Origin of the sequence: Pseudomonas sp. D4-21 (assembly GCF_051132125.1) — a bacterium.
Classification (GTDB): Bacteria; Pseudomonadota; Gammaproteobacteria; order Pseudomonadales; family Pseudomonadaceae; genus Aquipseudomonas.
This window is the reverse complement of sequence record NZ_CP071664.1, coordinates 3,032,629-3,052,363: the sequence shown is the minus strand read 5'-3', so window position 1 is coordinate 3,052,363 and position 19,735 is coordinate 3,032,629. Positions and strand designations below refer to the sequence as shown.

The window sequence follows — 19,735 nt, the reverse complement described above, 5'->3', positions numbered from 1 at the left end:
TGGGTAGAATCCGACGCTGATCGGATTATGGGAGGAAACAATGGGGAATAGCTCAACTCAGGGCGGTGATACGCGCATGGCCACGCCACTGGAACGCTTCATGCAATCGGAGTCCTCGGGCGGCATCGTGCTCATGTTTTCGGCGCTCGCCGCGCTGATCGTGGCTAACAGCCCACTGTTCACCACTTATACCAGCGTACTGCATGCCTCTTTTCTGGGTATGTCTGTTGAACACTGGGTCAACGATGCGCTGATGGCGATATTTTTTCTATTGGTAGGCCTCGAGATCAAGCGTGAGATGCAGATTGGCGAACTCGCCAAATGGAGCCAGAGGGCACTGCCGGGTTTTGCCGCCCTGGGGGGCATGATTGTCCCCGCGCTTATCTACGCCTGGGTCAATAGGCATTCTTCTGAAACGTTGGCGGGTTGGGCCATCCCCGCAGCAACCGACATTGCATTTGCGCTGGGTGTGCTCTCGTTGCTGGGCAACCGAGTGCCGATGTCTCTCAAGGTCTTCCTCTCAGCCCTTGCCATTCTGGATGACCTGGGCGCGGTCGCTATCATTGCCATGTTCTATACCAGCGGCCTGGACGTGACCATGCTTGCGGCTTCCGCTGGGGTGATTGCAGTGTTGCTGGTCATGAACAAGGCCGGGGTAACCAGACTGTTGCCCTATCTGGCGCTGGGTTTGGTGTTGTGGGTGCTGGTTCTAAAATCCGGTGTACACGCAACGCTGGCGGGGGTCGCACTTGCCTTTTGCATCCCGCTGAACAAAGACGCCCCAGCAGAGGATTCCCCATCCCTCAAGCTTGAACGACGGTTATCGCCGTGGGTCGCTTTTCTCATCATGCCGATCTTCGGTTTTGCCAATGCCGGCGTCTCCCTGGCGGGTGTGTCATTGAGCAATCTGCTGGATCCCGTGCCGTTGGGGGTCGCCGCGGGACTGTTGCTGGGCAAACAGCTCGGCGTCTTCACCTTCGCGCTGGTGGCGATCAAGGCCGGGCTGGCGCAAATGCCGACCCACAGTTCGTGGCGGCAAGTATATGGCGTGGCGTTGTTGTGCGGGATCGGGTTCACGATGAGCTTGTTTATCGGCAACCTGGCGTTCCCCGGTGCGCAGTTGTTGATCGATGAAGTGAAGGTTGGCGTATTGGCTGGTTCTACATTGGCTGCACTTGCGGGCATTCTGGTGTTGCGGTTTTGCGCCACTTCCAAGGCTTGAAAGAAGAAGACCGCCGAACGGCTTGATCTCACCTATAAAAAAACGGCGCTTATCCAGAAATGGAAAGCGCCGTTTTTTTGGTTCTGAAAAAGAACCGGTATTTCTTGGGGAAGTTATTCCGGCATCGACCAGGATTGAAGTTTGTAGCCTTCCTGGCTCAGTTCGGCACGGGCCTGTTTCAACAGGTCGGCAAGTTGCGCCGGGTCGGTGTAGGCGCTACTTGGAATCTGGGTACGACCGATATGGGTATTGGTGCGGTCAATGACGGTCAGGCTCAGTTCGCCGTTACCGTCTTGTGGGGCCCAGGCCACGCATTGGAAAGGACGGAATGCGCGGTCGGCAATCAAAAGAGCTTCGTTGATACGGAGCGGGGCGTTCATGGCGTTTATCTCTCAAGGGTGCCCAATCAAATGATGTGCCGTCGGTTGGGCATACCGTGCGGCGGGTTACTTGTACTGATGTCCCGAACCCGGGACCAGGTCACACAATCTTTGAATAAATTTCGATTTTCTTTCAGACCAGGCTTTTCGGCTTTTGTTTGAAAGCGTGGTGAAAGATTCGACGCGCGGAAACTAACGAAGCGCATTTCTTATAACCGGTTTGTGGTCGACTTGATAACTAATCGATACAAGCAAGTGTCAACTTCTTGCTACTGTTACATGCAGGTTCGCCAAACGCCTGTTTCTAATCATATTTCCTTAATTTTGGCGCCAAGGATCAGTCATGATCGAAGCCAGTGCGTTGCGTCGCCTTCTCGTGGTTGACCCTTGTGATGATTGCCATCGCCTGATGCCAGGCTTGCGCGCCATCGGCTGGGATGTCGACAGCTGTTCCCTTGAGCATGCCAGCGACCGGAGCTGTGACGTCGGCCTCTTGCGCTTGCAGCCCTTCCATCTGGAGCGGCCGGAAGCGGTCAAGGAACTGATCAGCCGCAGCGGGACTGAATGGATCGCCGTGCTCAGCCAGGAAGTGCTGCGCCTGCAGAACGTCGGGGATTTTGTCTGCGAATGGTTCTTTGACTTCCACACCCTGCCGTTCGATGTGTCCCGGGTCCAGGTGACGCTGGGGCGGGCGTTCGGCATGGCGCGGTTGCGGGGGCAGGGCTCTGTCCACATCGATCAGCCTGAACACGAGCTGCTGGGCGACAGCAAGCCAATTCGCGAGCTGCGCAAGTTACTAAGCAAACTGGCGCCGGCTGAATCGCCCGTACTGATTCGCGGCGAGAGCGGCACCGGCAAGGAGTTGGTGGCGCGCACCCTGCATTGCCAGTCTCATCGGCGTAACAAACCGTTCATTGCGATCAATTGTGGCGCGATCCCGGAGCATCTGATCCAGTCCGAGCTCTTTGGCCACGAGAAGGGCGCCTTCACCGGCGCCCATCAACGCAAGATCGGACGGATCGAAGCCGCCCACGGTGGCACGTTGTTCCTCGACGAAATTGGTGACTTGCCGCTGGAATTGCAGGCCAATCTGCTGCGATTCCTCCAGGAAAAACACATCGAGCGAGTCGGTGGCAGCCAGCCGATTGCCGTTGATGTCAGGGTGTTGGCGGCGACACATGTGGACTTGGAAGCGGCCATCGAGCTCCGGCGTTTCCGAGAGGATCTGTACTATCGCTTGAACGTTCTGCAAGTCGTGATGGCGCCGTTGCGGGAGCGTCATGGCGACTTGGCGATGCTGGCGAGCCATTTTTCCCATTTCTACAGTCACGAAACCGGTCGCCGACCTCGCAGTTTCAGCGAGGACGCATTAGTGGCGATGGGGATGCACGACTGGCCCGGCAACGTGCGCGAGCTGGCCAACCGCGTCCGTCGCGGCCTGGTACTGGCGGAAGGGCGACAGATCGAAGCCCGGGACCTGGGCCTGGCCAGCCATCAGGGCGTCGTCGCCCCGATGGGTACTCTGGAAGACTACAAGACCCGCGCCGAACGCCAGGCCTTGAGCGACGTGCTCAATCGCCACAGCGACAACCTGAGCGTGGCGGCCCGTGTGCTGGGCGTGTCGCGTCCGACGTTCTATCGGCTGCTGCACAAGCACCAGATTCGCTGAACGGCCTCGCTCCCACAGTGGGGAGTCAGCTTTCCAGACCGCGTCGTTCGATCAGGCCAAATACGTCCGTCGCTTCCAGCCCCCACAACCGACCGGTAGGACGCCCCCACGATACTTGTGGGAGCGAGCTTGCTCGCGATGACATTCGAGATTTTGTACTGGGATTGCCCGCGCCAGTAAATGTCGCCATCGAAGCCAGCAATCTCCATCACCAGGATTCGCCGACCTGGCTAATGCGCAAGGCTGTGATCTCCCTCAGTTGTCGATTGCATGATCAGCCTTTGCATCAGAAGTAATACGGGAATTTCAGGCTGAAGGTGAAATCCGGTGCGTCGTCGGTCAGCCCGATGGACAGGTTGGGCACGATGGTCAGGTTGTCGCTGGCGGCCAGGGTCATGCCGATGTTGAAGTAGCCCGCGTTGGCGTCGCTGGACACCACCGATTCCCAATCCCCGCCGTCCTGCTTGAGCTTGCTTTTCTTCTGGATCAAGTCGGAGACCGAAAACGACATGCTCATTTTCTCGTTCAGGGCAAAGGCGATACCCGCGCCGATCTGGAAGCTGTCGCCGATCCGCACCTTGCCAGGCACCTCCTGGTTGACGGTCGAGCTGATGTCGTCGAAGGATTCTTCGAAATTGTGGGTGTAGGAAAGGCTGCCGAACAGCACGGCCGGATCGAACGTCTTGACCAGGGAGATGCCCGGGGTGATCGACCAGACGCCGTTGCCCGTGGGCAAGTCTTCGGGAACGAACAGGTTGGTGTTGGCCTGGGACTGGCGCAGCTTGATGCCAAACGGATCCTTGCCGGTGGGTGCCTTGACGCGAAGAGTCACCACGGCATCCGGGCTGCTGACCGATTCATCCATGAATTTGTAGGCGATGCCGAAATTCACGTCGCCGATGGTCGGGTCGCGGGTGACGGTTTCTTCGCTGGTCACCCCGGCGGCCCCTTGATTGGCGCCACCGGACTGGTAGGTTGATTCGCGATAGATCACCGGCACATTGAGGTCGAACTGCCAGCGGTTGTCGAAGTTGTAGCGACCGGTGAGGTCCAGCGTCCAGGTGTCGGCCTTGATCCGATCGAGGTTGATATTGCCCAGGAAAATCGAATCCAGGGCCAGAAAACCATTGAGGATCAGCTGTCGCGTGTCGTAGCGCGAATAAGTCACGCCGGTTTCGAAGCTGAATTTTCCGCCGCCGAAGAAGCCGCTGGCCTCATCGTAGAGGTTGGAGACGCTCTGGGCCGGCTGCGAATCGTCGGCCAGGGACTGTCCGTAACCGCTGCCTCCTGAACTGGCCGCGCCGCTGCCCGCCACGCCCTGGTTGCCTTTCATGTCGGCCGGGGATTTAGCCAGGCGCTTGGGCGGCGGGGCGGTGGGTTGGTCTTCCACCTGGCGGACGCGTTGTTCGAGGACCGCCAGGGCTTTTTGCTGGACCTCGTACCGTTGCTTGAGCTCTAGAAGTTCTTGTTTCAGGGCCTCGATGTCCGAGTCCGGTGCAGCTTGCACCAGAGTTGCCGGGAACATCGTGCTTAAACACATCACAGCGCGCAACGATACGGATCGATACATGAAATATGCCGTCCCTATTTGCCCAATGATTGGAGATCAGCGTAGATCAATATCCGAGGTTTCGAAGGCCGCGCAGCTGCGTAAGGTTGCAGTCCAGGGCTCCGGTGCTGGGGCCATTGTTGTTCAGCACGACATTGAGCTGGGTCATGTTGTTGACCAGGTTGCTGTTACCCAGCAGGCGGGTGTTCTGCAACAAGCCACCTTGGGCCACCTGCTGCAGGGTATTGCCCTGGTTATGGTTGGCCTGGATCGCCATCTGCACGCCGCTGCCGGTCGCGGTGACAGCGACGCTGCCGGCGGCGTTGCTGCCGCTGATGGTCTGGCCCTTGGTCAACAGTTGGCCTTGCGAGGGGGCCAGGGCAGGGGCGTGGCTGCTTTCCTTCACGTTGATGCTGACGTTGTTATAGGCCGTGTTGCCGTCACCCGCGGCTCGCACGCTTTGGGTCACGCCCTGGCCCGAGCCCAGGCCGGCGCCGCCGGTGACCGTGCCGTTGCCCTGTTCCGGGACGCTGCCGTTGCCGGTCTGCTTGATGGTGGACACATAGAACTGCGGTTTGACCGTCGAGGCCTGGATCTGCATGGAGCTTGACGCGCCGATCACGTCGCCACTGGCGTTCCGCCAGGTGCTGCTCATGACGATGCCAAAGCTGATGACTCGCCCAGGCATGACATAACGACCCCGAAGCTCGGCGAGTTCCTGATCCTTGACTTCGATGGGTTTGAAACCGGCGTGGGCAAGACCCGACGTCGTTGCGGCCAGGCAGGCCAGCGTGAGCCAGTATGAGGTTTTCATGTGTTGCTCCCGGAGCTTCCTGCTCCTTTTGTATTTTTATTGGCAGTTGTCCGGCGATTAGAAAAAATCGCTCTGAATGAAGCCGAAATCCATTAGTTCCGCGTCCTTGACCGGGTTGAAGCCGTCCAGTTTGTTGCGTGCCGTCAGGGGTTGCGGTGGGCTGCGCAACGCGTTGGTCTTGTCGTAGCCGGGGCCGACGATGGCGAAGACGATGCCGTTCCAGCCTTTGACGAATTCGTCATGGGCGTAGCGTTTGTGCCCCAGCACCGGGTCAGCGATGTAGACCCATTGCTTGTCGGATCGCTGCAGTACCACGAAGTGCTTGTAGCCGCGTATATCCATCAGGACCACGACTGGAATCGTCACCGCGGAAAGTTTCTCCGGCGGTATCCGATAGCCCCGGGCGCGCATGCCGATGGTTTCGACGTAGCGTTTCATGTCCAGCATGGAGAAGCCCTGGGTACGAACCAGGTCGTGGTCGGCATTGACCAGCATGCCCTTGATAACCTGTTCTTCATCCACGTCGAGCCAATAGGCCTGGCGCAACACGGTGGCCAGTGCGGCGGCACCGCAGCTGAAGTCGGTTTTCTGCTCGACGATGTCGCTGAACTTGCGTTCGCGCACGCTCTGCACCGGTTTGTAGACGAGCATGCCGCCAGGCAGGGCGGCAACGGGCATCTGCGCGGCTTCGCTCGCGCAGGCAAAGCATAGACACAGGCAAAGCGCTCTCGCACGCATGATCGATACGCCTAGTGGATATCGGGAAAAGCCCCCTGTGGGAGCGAGCAGGGCCCGCTGCCACAGGGAAGCTTTTTTTACATGCAGGCCTTGCAACCCGCAGCAATCGACAGCGAGTTGCTCTGCTGATTGCCCACGCCCGCCGACACGTTGGCGCCGCCGTTGCCGGAGAAGCCGTTCATGGAGTTGGTCATGGTTGCGTTGTTGATCACAGGGTTTTTCCAGCCGTCGCGGGTCAACACTTGTTGGGTGTTGCTGCCGGCCAGTTCGAAGGTGCCGACGGCGGAGAACTTGAACTTGTCGTCGTCGTGACCGCCACCGTAACCGCCTCTGTTGCCCCAGCCGCCGTCATCTTCGACGGTACCGTTGCCTTTGGCCTTGAAGGTGCCAGAAGCCTCGTAGCTGTTGGTAAGGGTGACAACCTCGTTTTTCTTCACGCCTTTGTTGTCGACCACCAGGCCGGTGGAAGACTGGTCAGCCGACGCAGCGGCTTGAGCCACCCGGCCGCCCGACACAGCGATGGCCAGGTTGTTTTTCTGCTGGTTGAAGTTGCCGGCGGTCACGTTGATGCCGATGTTGCCGGAGCCGTTGTTGCCCGCGTTGGTGAGCGACGCGTTGTTCAGCGTGGAGTTGTTCTTGACGTAGTTGTTGTTATTGACTTGCGTGGCGCTGGACATGGCGACAGCCGAGCCGAAGATGAAGCTTTCATCGGCGGTGGCCAGTGCGGCGGCATTGTCCTGCTGGTTGCCATCCCCGGCGGCGATGTTGGCGCCCATGTTGCCGTTGCTGCCATTGAGGGAATCAGTGGCCTCGGCGGTGTTTCGGGTCGCCTGGTTGGTCACTTCGTTGCCGTCACTGTTCTGCACATCCAGCACCGTGGCCCCAGCGCCGGCGCTGATGGAGAGCAGTTGTTCCAGCGTTGGCCCTTTAGGGCCGTGGTTGCCATGGCCGTTGCCATGACCATTGCCGTGACCGTTTCCGTCAGCCTGTGCAGCCATTGCCATGACAGCGGCGAGAGCGAAAACCAATGGTTTGAGCGCCATTGTGGGTTTCATGGTGTTTCTCCTTGCGTGTCGTTGGTTAAGTGTCGGTACTTTCTTATGCGCTGCGCCGGGTCAGTCAGCGACCCGGATGCTCAGGGTGTTAGCCATGCGGTTCCCCACCCCGGCACTCTGATGCACCTGGATAACCCCTCGGCTGCCGGTGAAAGCCTGGTCGCTCGTTGCGACCTGGCGGCTGCCGGTTGGGGTGTCAGTTGCTCCGGAGTTCGGTACCAGCGCCACGTTCTGTTGAGACAGGGCGCTGTCGTCCATGCTTTGCGGGCGGGCACTGATGCTCACCCGCATGACATTGGCCATCTGGTTGTTGGCGCCGGCGGACTGGTTGACGCCCAGCACGCCGTTGCCGTTGGTGAATGAGCTGCCACCAATGCGCGCGCTTGCGTTCATCGATGCACTGGCCGGCGTGTCGAGGCGTTGCCGCACGACGGTGGTCGCCTGGGCGTCGGTGCCAATGGCAATGGCCCGGGTGTTGGTCTGTTGGGTCCGGTCCCCGGCCGCCTGGTTGACATTGAGGTTGCCGGTATAGCGACTGCCGGAGTTCTGCAGATCGGCATGGCTCACCGCCACGCCTGGATCGGCGAGCACGGCGGATGAGCCGAGCAGCGCGATCAGGAGCCAAGTCGAATTCATCTCACTGGCCTCCCGCCAAGCGGCCCAATGGGGCCAGGCCGGAACTCAGCGAGCGGTTGATGGTGCCGGAAATGGCGCCGCCGCTACCGCCACCGTGTCCAGCGCTCATGCCCGGCATGCCGTTGGGATTGGTCACCACGTTGAGGCCTTGCACGCCGGTATTCGGATTGACCGTGTTGCGGATCGTCGAGCCGCTGGCAATGCCGGCGAATTCGCCGTCGCTGAGCTCAGTGCTCGCGGTTGCCTGGTTGATCCGATCGGAAGGGTTGGCGTTGACGGTGGTCGGGTAGGGGTCTTTGCCGCCGTTGCGACCGATATGGACGGGCTGCACGTCACGGTCGAGTACGATGACGCCGTTGCCCTCGGCTTGTGCCGGCAGGCTGAGCGTTGCCGCGGTGGCGCAGCCGAACAGCAACAGACAGGTCAAGCTTGTGTTGATAGTCCCCATGACTTCGTTCCTTCTGCACTTGGCGCTGGCCCTAGTCAGCGTTGCGAAGGAGCGGAGCAGGTGTTGTGCCGGATTTCGAAAAGCGCGGGTTTTCAGTAAGTTGCGGGAATGACCAGGCGAGCGTCAGGCAATCTGTTTCATCGATGAAACATGCCTGCCGACGGGCTACCGGCCACAGGCCACTGTTTGGCCCCAGAACCGGGGTTGGAAGAAGGTGTATCAGTGACTTGACAGTCAGGCTGCCAAACCCTTGAGGCGGCGGTGGATCCGCGTTTGGCGAGAGCGGGATGTATCAGGGATGAAACATCACGCTTGGAGCAACCGGGAGACGGCAGCCAGAACTTGCTCGCGGCGCTGCGCCCAGTCACCTTCGATTTTCAGGAAGGGTTGCCGGTGGCGAACCAGCCAGTCTTCAATGGCATCAAAAAAAATCACCCGTTCGGCGAGGGCAGGCTGACAGCGCAAACCGTCGCCGATCCATTCGACCTGTTCGGGGCTGAGGAGCAGGTGTAAGTCGTAATGGCGTGCCAGCAGGGCCGGTTCGAGCCAGGCCGGGCAGTCGCCGAACAGCGTCTGGCTCCAGAGGATATTGCTCAACAGGTGCGTGTCGAGGATCAACAAGGCCGGTTGTCGCGCCCGGGCCGCATCTTCCCAGGCCAGTTGCCCCGTGGCGATAGCGGTAATGTCGTCCAGGGACGTCTCGCGTTGGGTCTGTTCCATGAAGTGGCGCACGTATTCATCCACCCGCACGCCGCCGAAATAAGTCTGCAACTGGGCCGCCAACCAGCTCTTGCCGCTGGATTCCGGACCGGTCAGCACCACCACCTTCATGTGCGCAGCGCCGGGTCGGCACGCCATTCCCGCCAGCCTTGCACCGCCAGCAGGGTAAACAGGGCGTAAAGGGCGGCGGTCAGGTACAGATCCTTGTAGATGAACAAACCCACGAAAGTCACGTCGAGGACAATCCACAACGGCCAGCACTGCACGCGTTTCTGTGCCATCCACCACTGGGCAACCAAGCTGAACCCGGTGAGCGCCGCGTCGAGCCAGGGTTGCGCGGCGTCGGTCCAATGGGCCATCGCACCGCCCAACATCAAGCTACCCGCCGCACCGATGGCAAGGCCGAGCCACACCGACGGCGCGCCCAGGCGAGTGACCTGGCGTCCCTCGTGATCGCGCCCGGCGCGGGTCCACTGCCACCAGCCATACAGCTGCAGAACCGCGTAGACCACCTGCAACAACATGTCGGAATAAAGCTTCACTTCGAAGAAAATCCAGCTGTACAGCAGCACCATGACCAGGCCGATCGGCCAGCACCAGGGGTTCTGCTTGACGGTCAACCAGACAGCGATCACGCCGAGGGCTGCGGCAAACAGTTCAAGCCCGGACATGGCGATTCCTTGGGGAAGTCGGAGAGGGCGGGGATTGTAAACGCTATGGGGCGCAGAGCTCCAACTTCAGCGCTGAAAGCCTTGGCGCTATCGCGAGCAAGCTCACAAGGGATTACGGTGTAAATCCGCACTCCAGATCATCTCGCAACCCTGTGGGAGCGAGCTTGCTCGCGATGGCGCCGGGTCAGCTGGCATCCATGTTGGATGTGCTAGCGCATCGCGAGCAGGATGCATCTCAGACCCGGAACTGCTTGAGCAACCCGTTCAGCTGTTCGCTCAAGTCTTTCAGGCGCGCGCTCGCCAGGCTCGACTGCTCGGCGGCCACGGCGGTGCTGTGGGAGAGGCCGGCGGCCTGGGTGACGTTCTGGTTGATGTCTTCCACCACATGGGCCTGTTGAAGAGTGGCGCTGGCGATGGAAGCGTTCAGGCTGTTGAGGTTGCGCAAGGCTTGGCCGATGGCGTTGAGGCTGGCACCGGCCAGGCCCGCTTGTTCGATGGTCAACTGCGAGGCCCGGCTGCTGTCGCTGATGACTTTCACCGCGGCTTCGGAGTGGTTTTGCAGGCGTTCGATCATGGCCTGGATTTCCGCCGTGGATTTCTGCGTGCGCTGGGCCAGCAGACGCACTTCGTCGGCCACCACGGCAAAGCCGCGGCCTTGTTCGCCGGCGCGGGCGGCTTCGATCGCGGCGTTGAGCGCCAGCAGGTTGGTTTGTTCGGCGATGGAGCGAATCACCTCCAGCACGCTGCCGATCTGGGTGCTTTCACTCGCCAGGGTGCGGATCACTTCCACGGCCTGGTCGATGGTCTGCGAAAGCCGGTCGATCTGTTGCAGGCTGCCGTCGATGTTGACCTGGCCTTGCTGGGCCTGGGATTCGGCGTCGCGCATTTCGCTGGCGGCATGTTCAGCGTTCTTGGCGACGTCCTGCACGCCATAGGTCACTTCGTTGATGGCGGTCGCCACCAGTTCCATCTGTTGGGATTGCTGCTGGCTGCGCTGCTGCGCCTGCGCGGCGTCGTTGCCCAGTTCGCTGGATGATTGCCCCAGCGCGCTGGCAGAGCTCTGCAACTGGCCCACGACTTGCCGCAGTTTTGCGGTAAAGGCGTTGAAGTGTCGCGCCAACTGGGTGACTTCGTCCTGACCGTGGGTGTCGAGGGTGCGGGTCAGGTCGCTTTCACCGCTGGCGATGTTGGCCATGGCGTTGACGGTGTCCTGAAGCGGACGGACGATGCTGCGCACGATCAGCGTCAGCAGCAGGCCCATGACCAAGGTAATCGCCAAACCGATCAACGCGGCCTTGATCACCTGGGACTGGAATTCTGCCTGGACGTCATCCACATACACACCGGAGCCAATGATCCAGCCCCACGGTTCGAACAGTTTGACGTATGACGTCTTGCCGACCGGCGCGTCGGCGCCCGGCTTGGGCCAGAGGTAGTCGACCATCCCGGCGCCCTTGGCCTTGGCGATGGTGACCATCTCGTTGAACAGCGCAAACCCGTTGGGGTCGCGGATCGCCGAGAGGTTCTGGCCTTCGAGTTTGGGATTGGTGGGGTGCATGACCATGACCGGCGTCAGGTCGTTGATCCAGAAGTAGTCGTTCTGGTCATAGCGCAGCCCGCGGACGGCGCTGAGGGCCTGCTTCTGCGCCGCATCGCGCGTCAGCGTGCCGGCGGTTTCCAGGCCATGGTAGTAGCTCAACACACCGCTGGCGGTCTGGACCACGTGTTGGGTCTTCTGCACCTTGGCCTGATACAGGTCCGTGTGGATCTGCTTGAGCATAAACGCGCCCAGCGTGAACAACATCACGATGGCCACGACCAGGATGAGCCACAAGCGTCGGCTGATCGATACACTGCGCAAGCTATTCATACGCTGTCACTCCGGTTCTTATTCTTGTCATTTAACGACGGCCGGCACTTTAACGCTCGGCAGGTACGCGTGATGGACCTGGGTCATGACGCGGCAGCGTTATCAGGGCTTGTCTGATAGGATTTCGGCCCCGCAGCGCAAAACCTGAGCCGGTTCTGCTTTTTTCATTGGTTTTTTTTGCAAGGTCGCGGTTATCGTGCAGCCCGCTGCGCTCGCCGCGTAATGTTTGAATATAGAAAGGCCTGGATAGACAGGCTTTTTTTTGGGGGATGAATGGATTTGTGGACTGCCTTTTCGGCATTGATTCTTGGCGTGGTAGAGGGCCTGACGGAGTTTCTGCCGATTTCCAGCACGGGGCACCAGATCGTTGTTGCGGATTTGCTCGGGTTTGGTGGCGAACGTTCGATGGCGTTCAACATCATCATCCAGCTCGGCGCGATCCTGGCGGTGGTCTGGGAGTTTCGGCGCAAGATTTTTGATGTGGTGTTGGGCCTGCCGACCCAGCCCGGCGCCCGTCGATTCACCGCCAACCTACTGATTGCCTTCTTTCCCGCGGTGATATTGGGCGTGCTGCTCGCCGACTGGATCCATCATTACCTGTTCAACGCCATTACCGTTGCGACGGCGCTGGTAGTGGGTGGGTTGGTGATGCTGTGGGCCGAGAAGCGCCAGCACACGGTGCACGCCGAAACCGTCGATGACATGACATGGAAGGACGCCCTGAAAGTCGGTCTGGCCCAGTGCATCGCGATGATTCCCGGCACCTCCCGCTCCGGGGCAACCATCATCGGCGGGCTGCTGTTCGGCCTGTCGCGCAAGACCGCCACGGAATTCTCTTTTTTCCTGGCAATGCCGACCATGGTCGGCGCGGCGGTTTACTCCGGCTATAAATACCGCGAATTGTTCGTTCCGGCGGATTTCCCCGTGTTTGCCATCGGCTTCATCACCGCGTTCATCTTCGCCATGATCGCGGTCAAGGGCCTGCTGCGCTTCATCGCCAGCCACAGCTATGCAGTCTTCGCCTGGTATCGGATTGCGTTCGGCCTGTTGATCCTGGCGACCTGGCAGTTTGGCTGGGTGGACTGGACAGCGGCCAAGCCATGAACGATTCAGGCCGGCGCGGCGCGCGTCACACCAGCGGGGCCGTGCAGAACCTGCGGCTCAAGCTGGGCGTGTTCGCGCTGCTGTGCGCCTTGCCGCTCGCTGGGTCGCTTCTGCTGGGGCTGCAAGGCGAGTCCTGGGTGCCGATGACAGCTTACGGCCTCGTCAGTGTCGTGGCGTTTTTGCTCTACTGGAGCGATAAGCGCAAGGCGCGTTCGGACGCCTGGCGCACGCCGGAAAATGTGTTGCACGCCGTCGAGCTGGCCGGTGGCTGGCCCGGTGCGTTGCTGGCTCAACAGGTGTTTCGCCACAAGACCCGCAAGGTTTCGTTTCAGGTGGTGTTCTGGTTCGTCGTGTTATTGCACCAGGGGTTCTGGGTGGATCAGTTGTTCCTGGGTGGGCATCTGCTGGCGTTGTTCTAGGACGCTACAGCAACAACCCAACCTGCGTCCGCTTCGGCAATTTGCTGACCACCAGTTGATGGGAGCGTTGCAGAAGCCCCCGCAATTCGTCATCGCCCAGCGGGTAGGGCACGTTCATGATGATCCACTGCGCCCGGGCCAGATAAGGCGCGGGGTGAATGCCGGGCCGGTCGCAGTGGCCTAGAAACAGGTCCTTGTCGACCTTGAACGCCAACGAATCACTGCGCAGGCCCTGCAAGGCGAACATCTTGTTTCCAGCGATGGAAAATACCCGCACGCCGCCCCACTTGTAGTCTTCCCTGACCCCAGGCAGGCCCAGGCAAAACCGTGCGACATCCTCTTCGCTCAAGCTCATAGCGTTTTCTCTCCACATTGTTCAAACGCCGCCACCAAATGATCGATCCAGGCGCGCACCGCCGGCAGCATACCGCGCCGGTGAGGATAAACCGCCAAGAGCCAGCCATCGGGGGATGACCAGCCAGGCAACAACTCCACCAACCTGCCGTCGCGCAATTCCTCTTCGCAATACATGCTCGGCAGCAGGGTAAAGCCCAGGCCGGCGAGGGCGCAGGCGCGGCGCACGATGAAATCATCGATGCCCAGGCGCGCTTCCAAGGCCAGTTCGGTGCTTTGGCCACGGCGGTCAAGCAGGCGCAGGTGAACCTGTCGATCTGCTTCCAACGCCCCCAGCACCGGCAGTTGCCGTAGATCCTCCGGAGTTTCGATTCGCCGCCCCTCGGTAAAGGCGGGGCTGGCGACCATGATCAACCGGGCCTGGCGCAAGCGGCGGGTCATCAACAGTGGGTCCTCGTCACCCAGGTCTCTCACCCGCAGCGCCACGTCGATGCCTTCGCTGACCAGGTCCACCCGCCGATTGAGCAGAATCATCTCCAGTTGGACCTGCGGGTATTTCGCCAGGAAAGTTTCGATGATCGATGGCAAAAACTGGTGCGCCAATCCCACCGGGCTCGACACCCGCAGCCGTCCACGGGGCTCGCTGGACATGCTCGCCACGGCCTCGTCGGCCATCTCCGCTTCCAGCAACATCGCCTGGCAGTGGCGAAGGTAGCGTTCGCCCACGGCGGTCAGCTTCAGTTGGCGAGTCGTACGTTGCAACAGGCGAGCATTGAGACGCTCTTCCAGCTCGGCTATACGCCGTGACAGCCGCGACTTCGGTATGCCGAGCAAGCGCCCGGCCGCCGCGAAGCCGCCGGCCTCGACCACCTTGGCGAAGTAATAAAGATCGTTGAGGTCCTGCATGGCCAGCTCGATTGTCCTGTCAGTGGAACAAACTATCGCATTGTTGGTATCTTATCGGCTATTGGTTTCATCGATAGGATTGTTCTCAATTGATCGCCTGGTCGCGATCCTCACTTGGAGAGCACTCACATGAAACTGTTGCACATCGATTCGAGCATCCTCGGCGACAACTCCGCTTCGCGCCAATTGAGCCGTGAACTGGTCCAGGCTTGGACAGCCGCCGAGCCGGGCATCACCGTCACTTACCGCGACCTGGCGACCGATGCCATCAGCCACTTTTCCGCCCAGACGCTGGTCGCCGCCGGCACCAGCGCTGAGCTGCGCGATGCTGCCCTCAAGCACGAAGCCGACCTCAGCGCATCGACCATGGCCGAATTCCTTGCGGCAGACGCCGTCGTGATCGCTGCTCCGATGTACAACTTCAGCATTCCGACCCAGCTCAAGGCCTGGATCGACCGCATCGCCGTGGCTGGTCAGACGTTCCGCTACACCGAAGCCGGCCCCGAAGGCCTGTGCGGCGGCAAGAAGCTGGTGATCGTCTCGACCTCCGGCGGCCTACATGCCGGGCAACCAAGTGGCGTAGGCCATGAGGACTACCTGAAGCAAATGTTCGGGTTCCTGGGCATCACCGACATCGAATTCGTCCGCGCCGAAGGCTTGGCCTACGGTGATGACATGCGAAGCAAAGCGATAAGCGAAGCCAAGCTGCAGATCGGCCAGCAATTCGCTGCCGCGTAAGGCTTGCGTAAAGGCGCCAGGCGCTTCGGGCAACCTTTGCAAAACCCTGTATTCTCGTCGTCATGAAGCGGCTGGAATACGGGGTTTTTTCGTATGTCGGCGCTGGGCTGGATGGCGCAGGATATGCACGGCCAGAACGCTAACGACGGGGCCTTCCCCGTGCGTGCGAAGGTGGAAGATTCGATGACACGTGTTGGTGCAGCATTACTGCTTTGTCTGTTTGCCAGCCTCGGTCCGGTGCAGGCCGCGCCGGCGCCGCATCCGCATTGGAGCGCCGGTTTCCATGAGTTGGATTTTCTCGATCCGCTGGACCAGCAGCCGATGCATGCCATCGCGTTCTATCCGTCCACCGCCAAGGATCAGTCCAGCTCCCTGGGCGGCTATCAGATCGACGCGGCGCAGGATGCTCAGATCGCCATCGGCCGGTTTCCATTGCTCATGCTCTCCCACGGCAACACCGGCACGCCCTTGGCCCTGCATGACCTGGCCACGTCGCTGGCGCGCAAGGGGTTCGTGGTGGTTGCGGTGATACATCCGGGGGACAACGCCCAGGATCACAGCCGACTCGGTACTTTAAGCAATTTGTACGGGCGGCCGATCCAGATCTCCGAAGCCATCACCGCAACGTTGAACGACCCCATGCTCTCGCCATTCGTCAATGCCGGACAGGTGGGCGTGATCGGCTATTCGGCGGGCGGTGAAACCGCCTTGATTCTTTCCGGCGCCACGCCAGACCTCAATCGCCTGCGGCGCTATTGCCAGGAACGGCCCGATGACCGTGACGCCTGCAATACCCAGGGTGAGCTGATTGCCGATCGCGATGACCTGTCGCCGGTGGCTGATCCCAGGGTTCGCGCATTGTTGCTGATGGCGCCATTGAGCCTGAAATTCGGCCGTCACACGTTGGCCGACGTCCATGTGCCGGTGCTGCTCTACAGTGGCGACGGCGACAAACTGGTGGCGTTCGACAAGAACGCCGCGGCCCTGGCGCGCAAGCTGCCCACCGCGCCGGACTTCAAGACATTGGCCGGGGCCGGCCACTTCGTCTTCATGGCCCCATGCACCGACGAGCAGAGCGCGGCAATGCCGGCGCTGTGTACCGATGCCGATGGGGTCGATCGCAAGGACATCCACCGCACCATGATCTCCGAGGCCAGTCGCTTCTTCAGCCAGGCACTGGGCAAGCCGACCCGCGCGGGCATGAGGACGGCCGATCAGTGATCGCTACGCTCGGCCCGCCGGCGCAGCAGTAGCGCCAGGCCCAGGCCGATAAGCGACAACAAGGCCGCGAAGAAAAAGATCGACGAGTAGCCGAGGTTCAACGCCACCGCGCCCATCAGTGGGCCGGCAATCGCCAATGCCAGGTCGAAGAACACCGCATAGGCGCTCAACCCGGCACCTCGGCTGCTGTTGGGCACCTGCTTGATGGCTTCCACGCCCAACGCCGGATAGACCAGCGACAAGCCGAAACCGGCCAGGCCCGCGCCCACCAGGGCAAACGCGGTGGAGGGGGCGAGCCAGAGCATCACCAGCCCCACGGTCTCGATGCTCATGCAGACAATGGCCGAGCTGAAGCCACCGAAACGGGCGATGCTGGAAATGAACAATAGCCGCGACAGGATGAAGCAGATGCCGAAGACCGTCAGGCACCACGCCGCGCCGGTCCACCCGCGGCTGACATAGAACAGCGTAATGAAGGTGGTGAGCGTGCCGTAGCCGATCGAGGCCAGGCACAGGCTCGCGCCAAAGGGCGAAATGCGCCCGAACACGGCCCAGAAGGGTAGGCGCTCGCCACGCACGACCGGTACCGACGGCTTGTTGCGAATCAGCAGCAGCGCCATGCCGGCCAACAAGGACAAGGCGATGCCCAGGCTGTCGAAGCCGAGGCTGCCGACCATCACCACCCCCAGCGGCGCACCGATGGCGATGGCGCCGTAGGAAGCAATCCCATTCCATGAAATCGAGCGGGCGGTGTGCTCCACGCCGACCTGGCCCATGCACCAACTGATCGTCCCGACACCGATCAGCCCTTGGGCGACCCCCAAGAGCAAACGTCCCGCGATCAGGATCACCAGGCTTGGTAGCGGGAAATCCTGCAGCAATGTCGAGATCAGCGTCAGCACGCCGCTGAGCAGAATCCCCAGCAAACCATACACGATGGCCCGCTTGGTCCCGACGCTGTCCGACAGCCTTCCGGCCATGGGGCGGCTGAGCAGGGTCGCCAGGTATTGCGAGCCGATGGTCAGCCCCGCGATGACGGCGCTGAAGCCCAATTGATCGTAGACATAGCCTGGCAACACGGCGATGGGCAGTCCGATGCAAAGAAAGGCGATAAAGGTGTAGAAAACGATGGAGACGATCTGCAAGGTGATCGACAAGGAGCTGGGAGCGGGCTGGGCTGTTGGCATGGTGGCTCGTTCGCGGGCAGCGGCAGGAGTGCTTCATCATGGCGCGTGGCGGGGAGAAAAGGAAGCTGGCTAACGGTTGTTGAGCGGGATGGCTGTGCCAACGCCATCGCGAGCAGGCTCGCTCCCACAGTGTTTGGGTGTACTTGAGCCTTGGGGCAGGCCACAAGTGCCCCGTGGGAGCGAGCTTGCTCGCGATGGCGGTGGGTCAGGCAATGGGATGCTGGCAGGAGTGGCCATTCCGCGAGCAGGCTCGCTCCCACCGGTTTTTGGGTTTGGAACGAAAAAGCCCCGTCACATGGACAGGGCTTTCGCTTGCAGCTTGAGGCTTACGGCTTGTGGCTGTTCTTAGAACATCACGCCCTGGCTGCGCAGGTAGTCATCGTAGGTGCCGCTGAAGTCGACCACGCCATCGGCGCTCAGCTCGATGATGCGGGTCGCCAGGGACGATACGAATTCGCGGTCGTGGCTGACGAAGATCAACGTGCCCGGGTAGTTCTCCAGCGCCAGGTTCAGCGCTTCGATGGATTCCATGTCCAAGTGGTTGGTCGGTTCGTCCATCACCAGTACGTTCGGCTTTTGCAGGATCAGCTTGCCAAACAGCATGCGGCCCTGTTCACCACCGGAGATGACTTTGACTGACTTGAGGATCTCATCGTTGGAAAACAGCATGCGACCCAGGGTGCCACGGATCATCTGTTCGCCCTGAGTCCACTGGCCCATCCAGTCGAACAAACTGACGTCGTCCTCGAAGTCGTGGGCGTGGTCCTGGGCGTAGTAGCCCAGTTCCGCGCTTTCGGTCCATTTGACCGAGCCGGCGTCCGGTGTCAGCTCGCCCATCAAGGTACGGAGCAGGGTGGTCTTGCCGATGCCGTTGGGGCCGATGATCGCCACGCGCTCGCCGGCTTCGACGGTGAAGCTGAAGTTCTTGAACAGCGTCTTGCCGTCGAAGCCCTTGGACATGCGCTCGATGGTCACGGCCTGGCGGTGCAGCTTCTTGGTCTGTTCGAAGCGAATGAACGGGCTGACGCGACTCGATGGCTTGACCTCGGCCAGCTGGATCTTGTCGATCTGCTTGGCGCGGGAAGTGGCCTGCTTGGCTTTCGAGGCGTTGGCCGAGAACCGGCTGACGAACGTCTGCAATTCGGCGATCTGGGCTTTCTTCTTGGCGTTGTCCGACAGCAACTGCTCGCGGGACTGGGTGGCCGCGATCATGTATTCGTCGTAGTTGCCTGGGAACAGGCGCAGCTCACCGTAGTCCAGGTCGGCCATGTGGGTGCAGACGCTGTTGAGGAAGTGCCGGTCGTGGGAAATGATGATCATGGTGCTGTTACGCGCCGTGAGGATGTTTTCCAGCCAACGGATGGTGTTGATGTCCAGGTGGTTGGTCGGTTCGTCGAGCAACAGCACTTCCGGATCGGAGAACAATGCCTGGGCGAGCAACACACGCAGCTTCCAGCCTGGGGCGACTTCGGTCATCGGGCCGAAATGCTGTTCCAGGGGAATGCCCAGGCCCAGCAGCAGTTCACCGGCGCGGGATTCGGCGGTGTAGCCGTCCATCTCGGCGAACTCGGTTTCGAGCTCGGCCACGGCCATGCCGTCTTCTTCGGTCATCTCCGGCAGCGAATAAATGCGGTCGCGCTCGGCCTTGACCTTCCACAGCTCTTCGTGGCCCATGATCACGGTATCGATCACGGTGAATTGCTCGTAGGCGAACTGGTCCTGGCGCAGTTTACCCAGGCGCACGTTCGGCTCCAGCATCACCTGGCCGCCGGATGGCTCGAGGTCGCCTCCGAGGATTTTCATGAAGGTCGACTTGCCGCAACCGTTGGCACCGATCAGGCCGTAGCGGTTACCCGCGCCAAATTTGACAGAGACGTTTTCGAACAGCGGCTTGGCGCCGAACTGCATCGTGATGTTAGCTGTAGAAATCAAAGGTTTATCCTGCGGAACATTCAGAGTAGCTAAGGGTGCGGCAGTACCTGTTCAGTACCTGTTTGCGCCGATCCGCACCGCGCTGGAAGCTTCGCGGTCGCA

General features: G+C 60.8%; 20 protein-coding genes. 6 read left to right on the top strand and 14 right to left on the bottom strand.

Features of this window, described 5'->3' with window-relative positions; translation table 11 throughout:
* Positions 1 to 76 precede the first annotated feature (76 nt).
* Entirely contained in the window at positions 77 to 1,222 is a 1,146-nt protein-coding gene (gene nhaA / locus J3Q04_RS13595) for a Na+/H+ antiporter NhaA (protein ID WP_434611264.1), read from the top strand.
* A 113-nt stretch (positions 1,223 to 1,335) separates the two neighbouring features.
* Here the strand turns inward: nhaA and J3Q04_RS13590 are convergent, their stop codons facing one another.
* On the bottom strand, positions 1,336 to 1,602 hold the full coding sequence (locus J3Q04_RS13590; protein WP_030142711.1) for a hypothetical protein: 267 nt from the start codon (positions 1,600 to 1,602) through the stop codon (positions 1,336 to 1,338).
* A 343-nt stretch (positions 1,603 to 1,945) separates the two neighbouring features.
* Between J3Q04_RS13590 and J3Q04_RS13585 the strand changes: the two genes are divergently transcribed.
* Complete coding sequence (locus J3Q04_RS13585; RefSeq protein ID WP_420766835.1) at positions 1,946 to 3,271, top strand: sigma-54 dependent transcriptional regulator; 1,326 nt, start codon at positions 1,946 to 1,948, stop codon at positions 3,269 to 3,271.
* Positions 3,272 to 3,557: 286 nt separating this feature from the next.
* On the opposite strand, the gene J3Q04_RS13580 is transcribed toward J3Q04_RS13585, so the two are convergent.
* The 9 genes from J3Q04_RS13580 to J3Q04_RS13540 form a co-directional block, all read right to left on the bottom strand.
* The gene (locus tag J3Q04_RS13580) at positions 3,558 to 4,841 is read right to left on the bottom strand and encodes a hypothetical protein (RefSeq protein WP_434563902.1); all 1,284 of its coding nucleotides are present in this window, start codon (positions 4,839 to 4,841) and stop codon (positions 3,558 to 3,560) included.
* A 46-nt stretch (positions 4,842 to 4,887) separates the two neighbouring features.
* Positions 4,888 to 5,634 (bottom strand): hypothetical protein, encoded by a 747-nt coding sequence (locus tag J3Q04_RS13575; RefSeq protein ID WP_420766837.1) that lies wholly within the window; start codon positions 5,632 to 5,634, stop codon positions 4,888 to 4,890.
* A 57-nt stretch (positions 5,635 to 5,691) separates the two neighbouring features.
* A complete protein-coding gene (locus J3Q04_RS13570) occupies positions 5,692 to 6,372 on the bottom strand; it encodes a C39 family peptidase (RefSeq protein ID WP_420766838.1) in 681 nt (226 codons plus the stop codon).
* A 77-nt stretch (positions 6,373 to 6,449) separates the two neighbouring features.
* Complete coding sequence (locus J3Q04_RS13565; RefSeq protein ID WP_420766839.1) at positions 6,450 to 7,427, bottom strand: heme utilization protein; 978 nt, start codon at positions 7,425 to 7,427, stop codon at positions 6,450 to 6,452.
* Between the two features lie 60 nt (positions 7,428 to 7,487).
* Positions 7,488 to 8,063 carry an adhesin gene (locus J3Q04_RS13560; protein ID WP_434611267.1) on the bottom strand — a complete coding sequence of 192 codons (576 nt, stop codon included), beginning with the start codon at positions 8,061 to 8,063 and terminating at the stop codon, positions 7,488 to 7,490.
* Between the two features lies 1 nt (position 8,064).
* The gene (locus tag J3Q04_RS13555) at positions 8,065 to 8,511 is read right to left on the bottom strand and encodes a hypothetical protein (protein WP_420766841.1); all 447 of its coding nucleotides are present in this window, start codon (positions 8,509 to 8,511) and stop codon (positions 8,065 to 8,067) included.
* A gap of 306 nt (positions 8,512 to 8,817) precedes the next feature.
* Positions 8,818 to 9,342: an AAA family ATPase gene (locus J3Q04_RS13550; RefSeq protein ID WP_420766842.1), complete on the bottom strand. Its 525-nt coding sequence runs from the start codon at positions 9,340 to 9,342 to the stop codon at positions 8,818 to 8,820.
* Positions 9,339 to 9,902: a nicotinamide riboside transporter PnuC gene (gene pnuC / locus J3Q04_RS13545; protein WP_420766843.1), complete on the bottom strand. Its 564-nt coding sequence runs from the start codon at positions 9,900 to 9,902 to the stop codon at positions 9,339 to 9,341. Before pnuC ends, J3Q04_RS13550 begins: the two co-directional genes overlap by 4 nt.
* Positions 9,903 to 10,137: 235 nt before the next feature.
* The gene (locus tag J3Q04_RS13540; protein ID WP_434563908.1) at positions 10,138 to 11,772 is read right to left on the bottom strand and encodes a methyl-accepting chemotaxis protein; all 1,635 of its coding nucleotides are present in this window, start codon (positions 11,770 to 11,772) and stop codon (positions 10,138 to 10,140) included.
* A 273-nt stretch (positions 11,773 to 12,045) separates the two neighbouring features.
* Here J3Q04_RS13540 and J3Q04_RS13535 point away from each other — a divergent pair, with 273 nt between their 5' ends.
* Together J3Q04_RS13535 and J3Q04_RS13530 are read left to right on the top strand one after the other, a co-directional pair.
* Positions 12,046 to 12,876, top strand: a complete 831-nt coding sequence (locus tag J3Q04_RS13535) for an undecaprenyl-diphosphate phosphatase (protein WP_420766845.1) — start codon at positions 12,046 to 12,048, stop codon at positions 12,874 to 12,876.
* Positions 12,873 to 13,295 (top strand): DUF1294 domain-containing protein, encoded by a 423-nt coding sequence (locus J3Q04_RS13530; protein ID WP_434563912.1) that lies wholly within the window; start codon positions 12,873 to 12,875, stop codon positions 13,293 to 13,295. Before J3Q04_RS13535 ends, J3Q04_RS13530 begins: the two co-directional genes overlap by 4 nt.
* A gap of 4 nt (positions 13,296 to 13,299) precedes the next feature.
* On the opposite strand, the gene J3Q04_RS13525 is transcribed toward J3Q04_RS13530, so the two are convergent.
* Together J3Q04_RS13525 and J3Q04_RS13520 are read right to left on the bottom strand one after the other, a co-directional pair.
* The gene (locus J3Q04_RS13525) at positions 13,300 to 13,650 is read right to left on the bottom strand and encodes an MmcQ/YjbR family DNA-binding protein (protein ID WP_420766847.1); all 351 of its coding nucleotides are present in this window, start codon (positions 13,648 to 13,650) and stop codon (positions 13,300 to 13,302) included.
* Positions 13,647 to 14,555 (bottom strand): LysR substrate-binding domain-containing protein, encoded by a 909-nt coding sequence (locus J3Q04_RS13520; protein WP_420766848.1) that lies wholly within the window; start codon positions 14,553 to 14,555, stop codon positions 13,647 to 13,649. Before J3Q04_RS13520 ends, J3Q04_RS13525 begins: the two co-directional genes overlap by 4 nt.
* Before the next feature lie 129 nt (positions 14,556 to 14,684).
* On the opposite strand from J3Q04_RS13520, the gene J3Q04_RS13515 reads away from it, so the two are divergent.
* Both J3Q04_RS13515 and J3Q04_RS13510 read left to right on the top strand, forming a co-directional pair.
* On the top strand, positions 14,685 to 15,293 hold the full coding sequence (locus tag J3Q04_RS13515; protein WP_420766849.1) for an FMN-dependent NADH-azoreductase: 609 nt from the start codon (positions 14,685 to 14,687) through the stop codon (positions 15,291 to 15,293).
* A 183-nt stretch (positions 15,294 to 15,476) separates the two neighbouring features.
* Complete coding sequence (locus J3Q04_RS13510; RefSeq protein WP_434611272.1) at positions 15,477 to 16,514, top strand: alpha/beta hydrolase family protein; 1,038 nt, start codon at positions 15,477 to 15,479, stop codon at positions 16,512 to 16,514.
* Here the strand turns inward: J3Q04_RS13510 and J3Q04_RS13505 are convergent.
* The gene (locus J3Q04_RS13505; protein ID WP_434611274.1) at positions 16,508 to 17,701 is read right to left on the bottom strand and encodes an MFS transporter; all 1,194 of its coding nucleotides are present in this window, start codon (positions 17,699 to 17,701) and stop codon (positions 16,508 to 16,510) included. The genes J3Q04_RS13510 and J3Q04_RS13505 overlap by 7 nt on opposite strands.
* Positions 17,702 to 18,046: 345 nt before the next feature.
* Positions 18,047 to 19,633, bottom strand: a complete 1,587-nt coding sequence (locus J3Q04_RS13500) for an ABC-F family ATPase (protein WP_420766852.1) — start codon at positions 19,631 to 19,633, stop codon at positions 18,047 to 18,049.
* Positions 19,634 to 19,735: the final 102 nt, after the last annotated feature.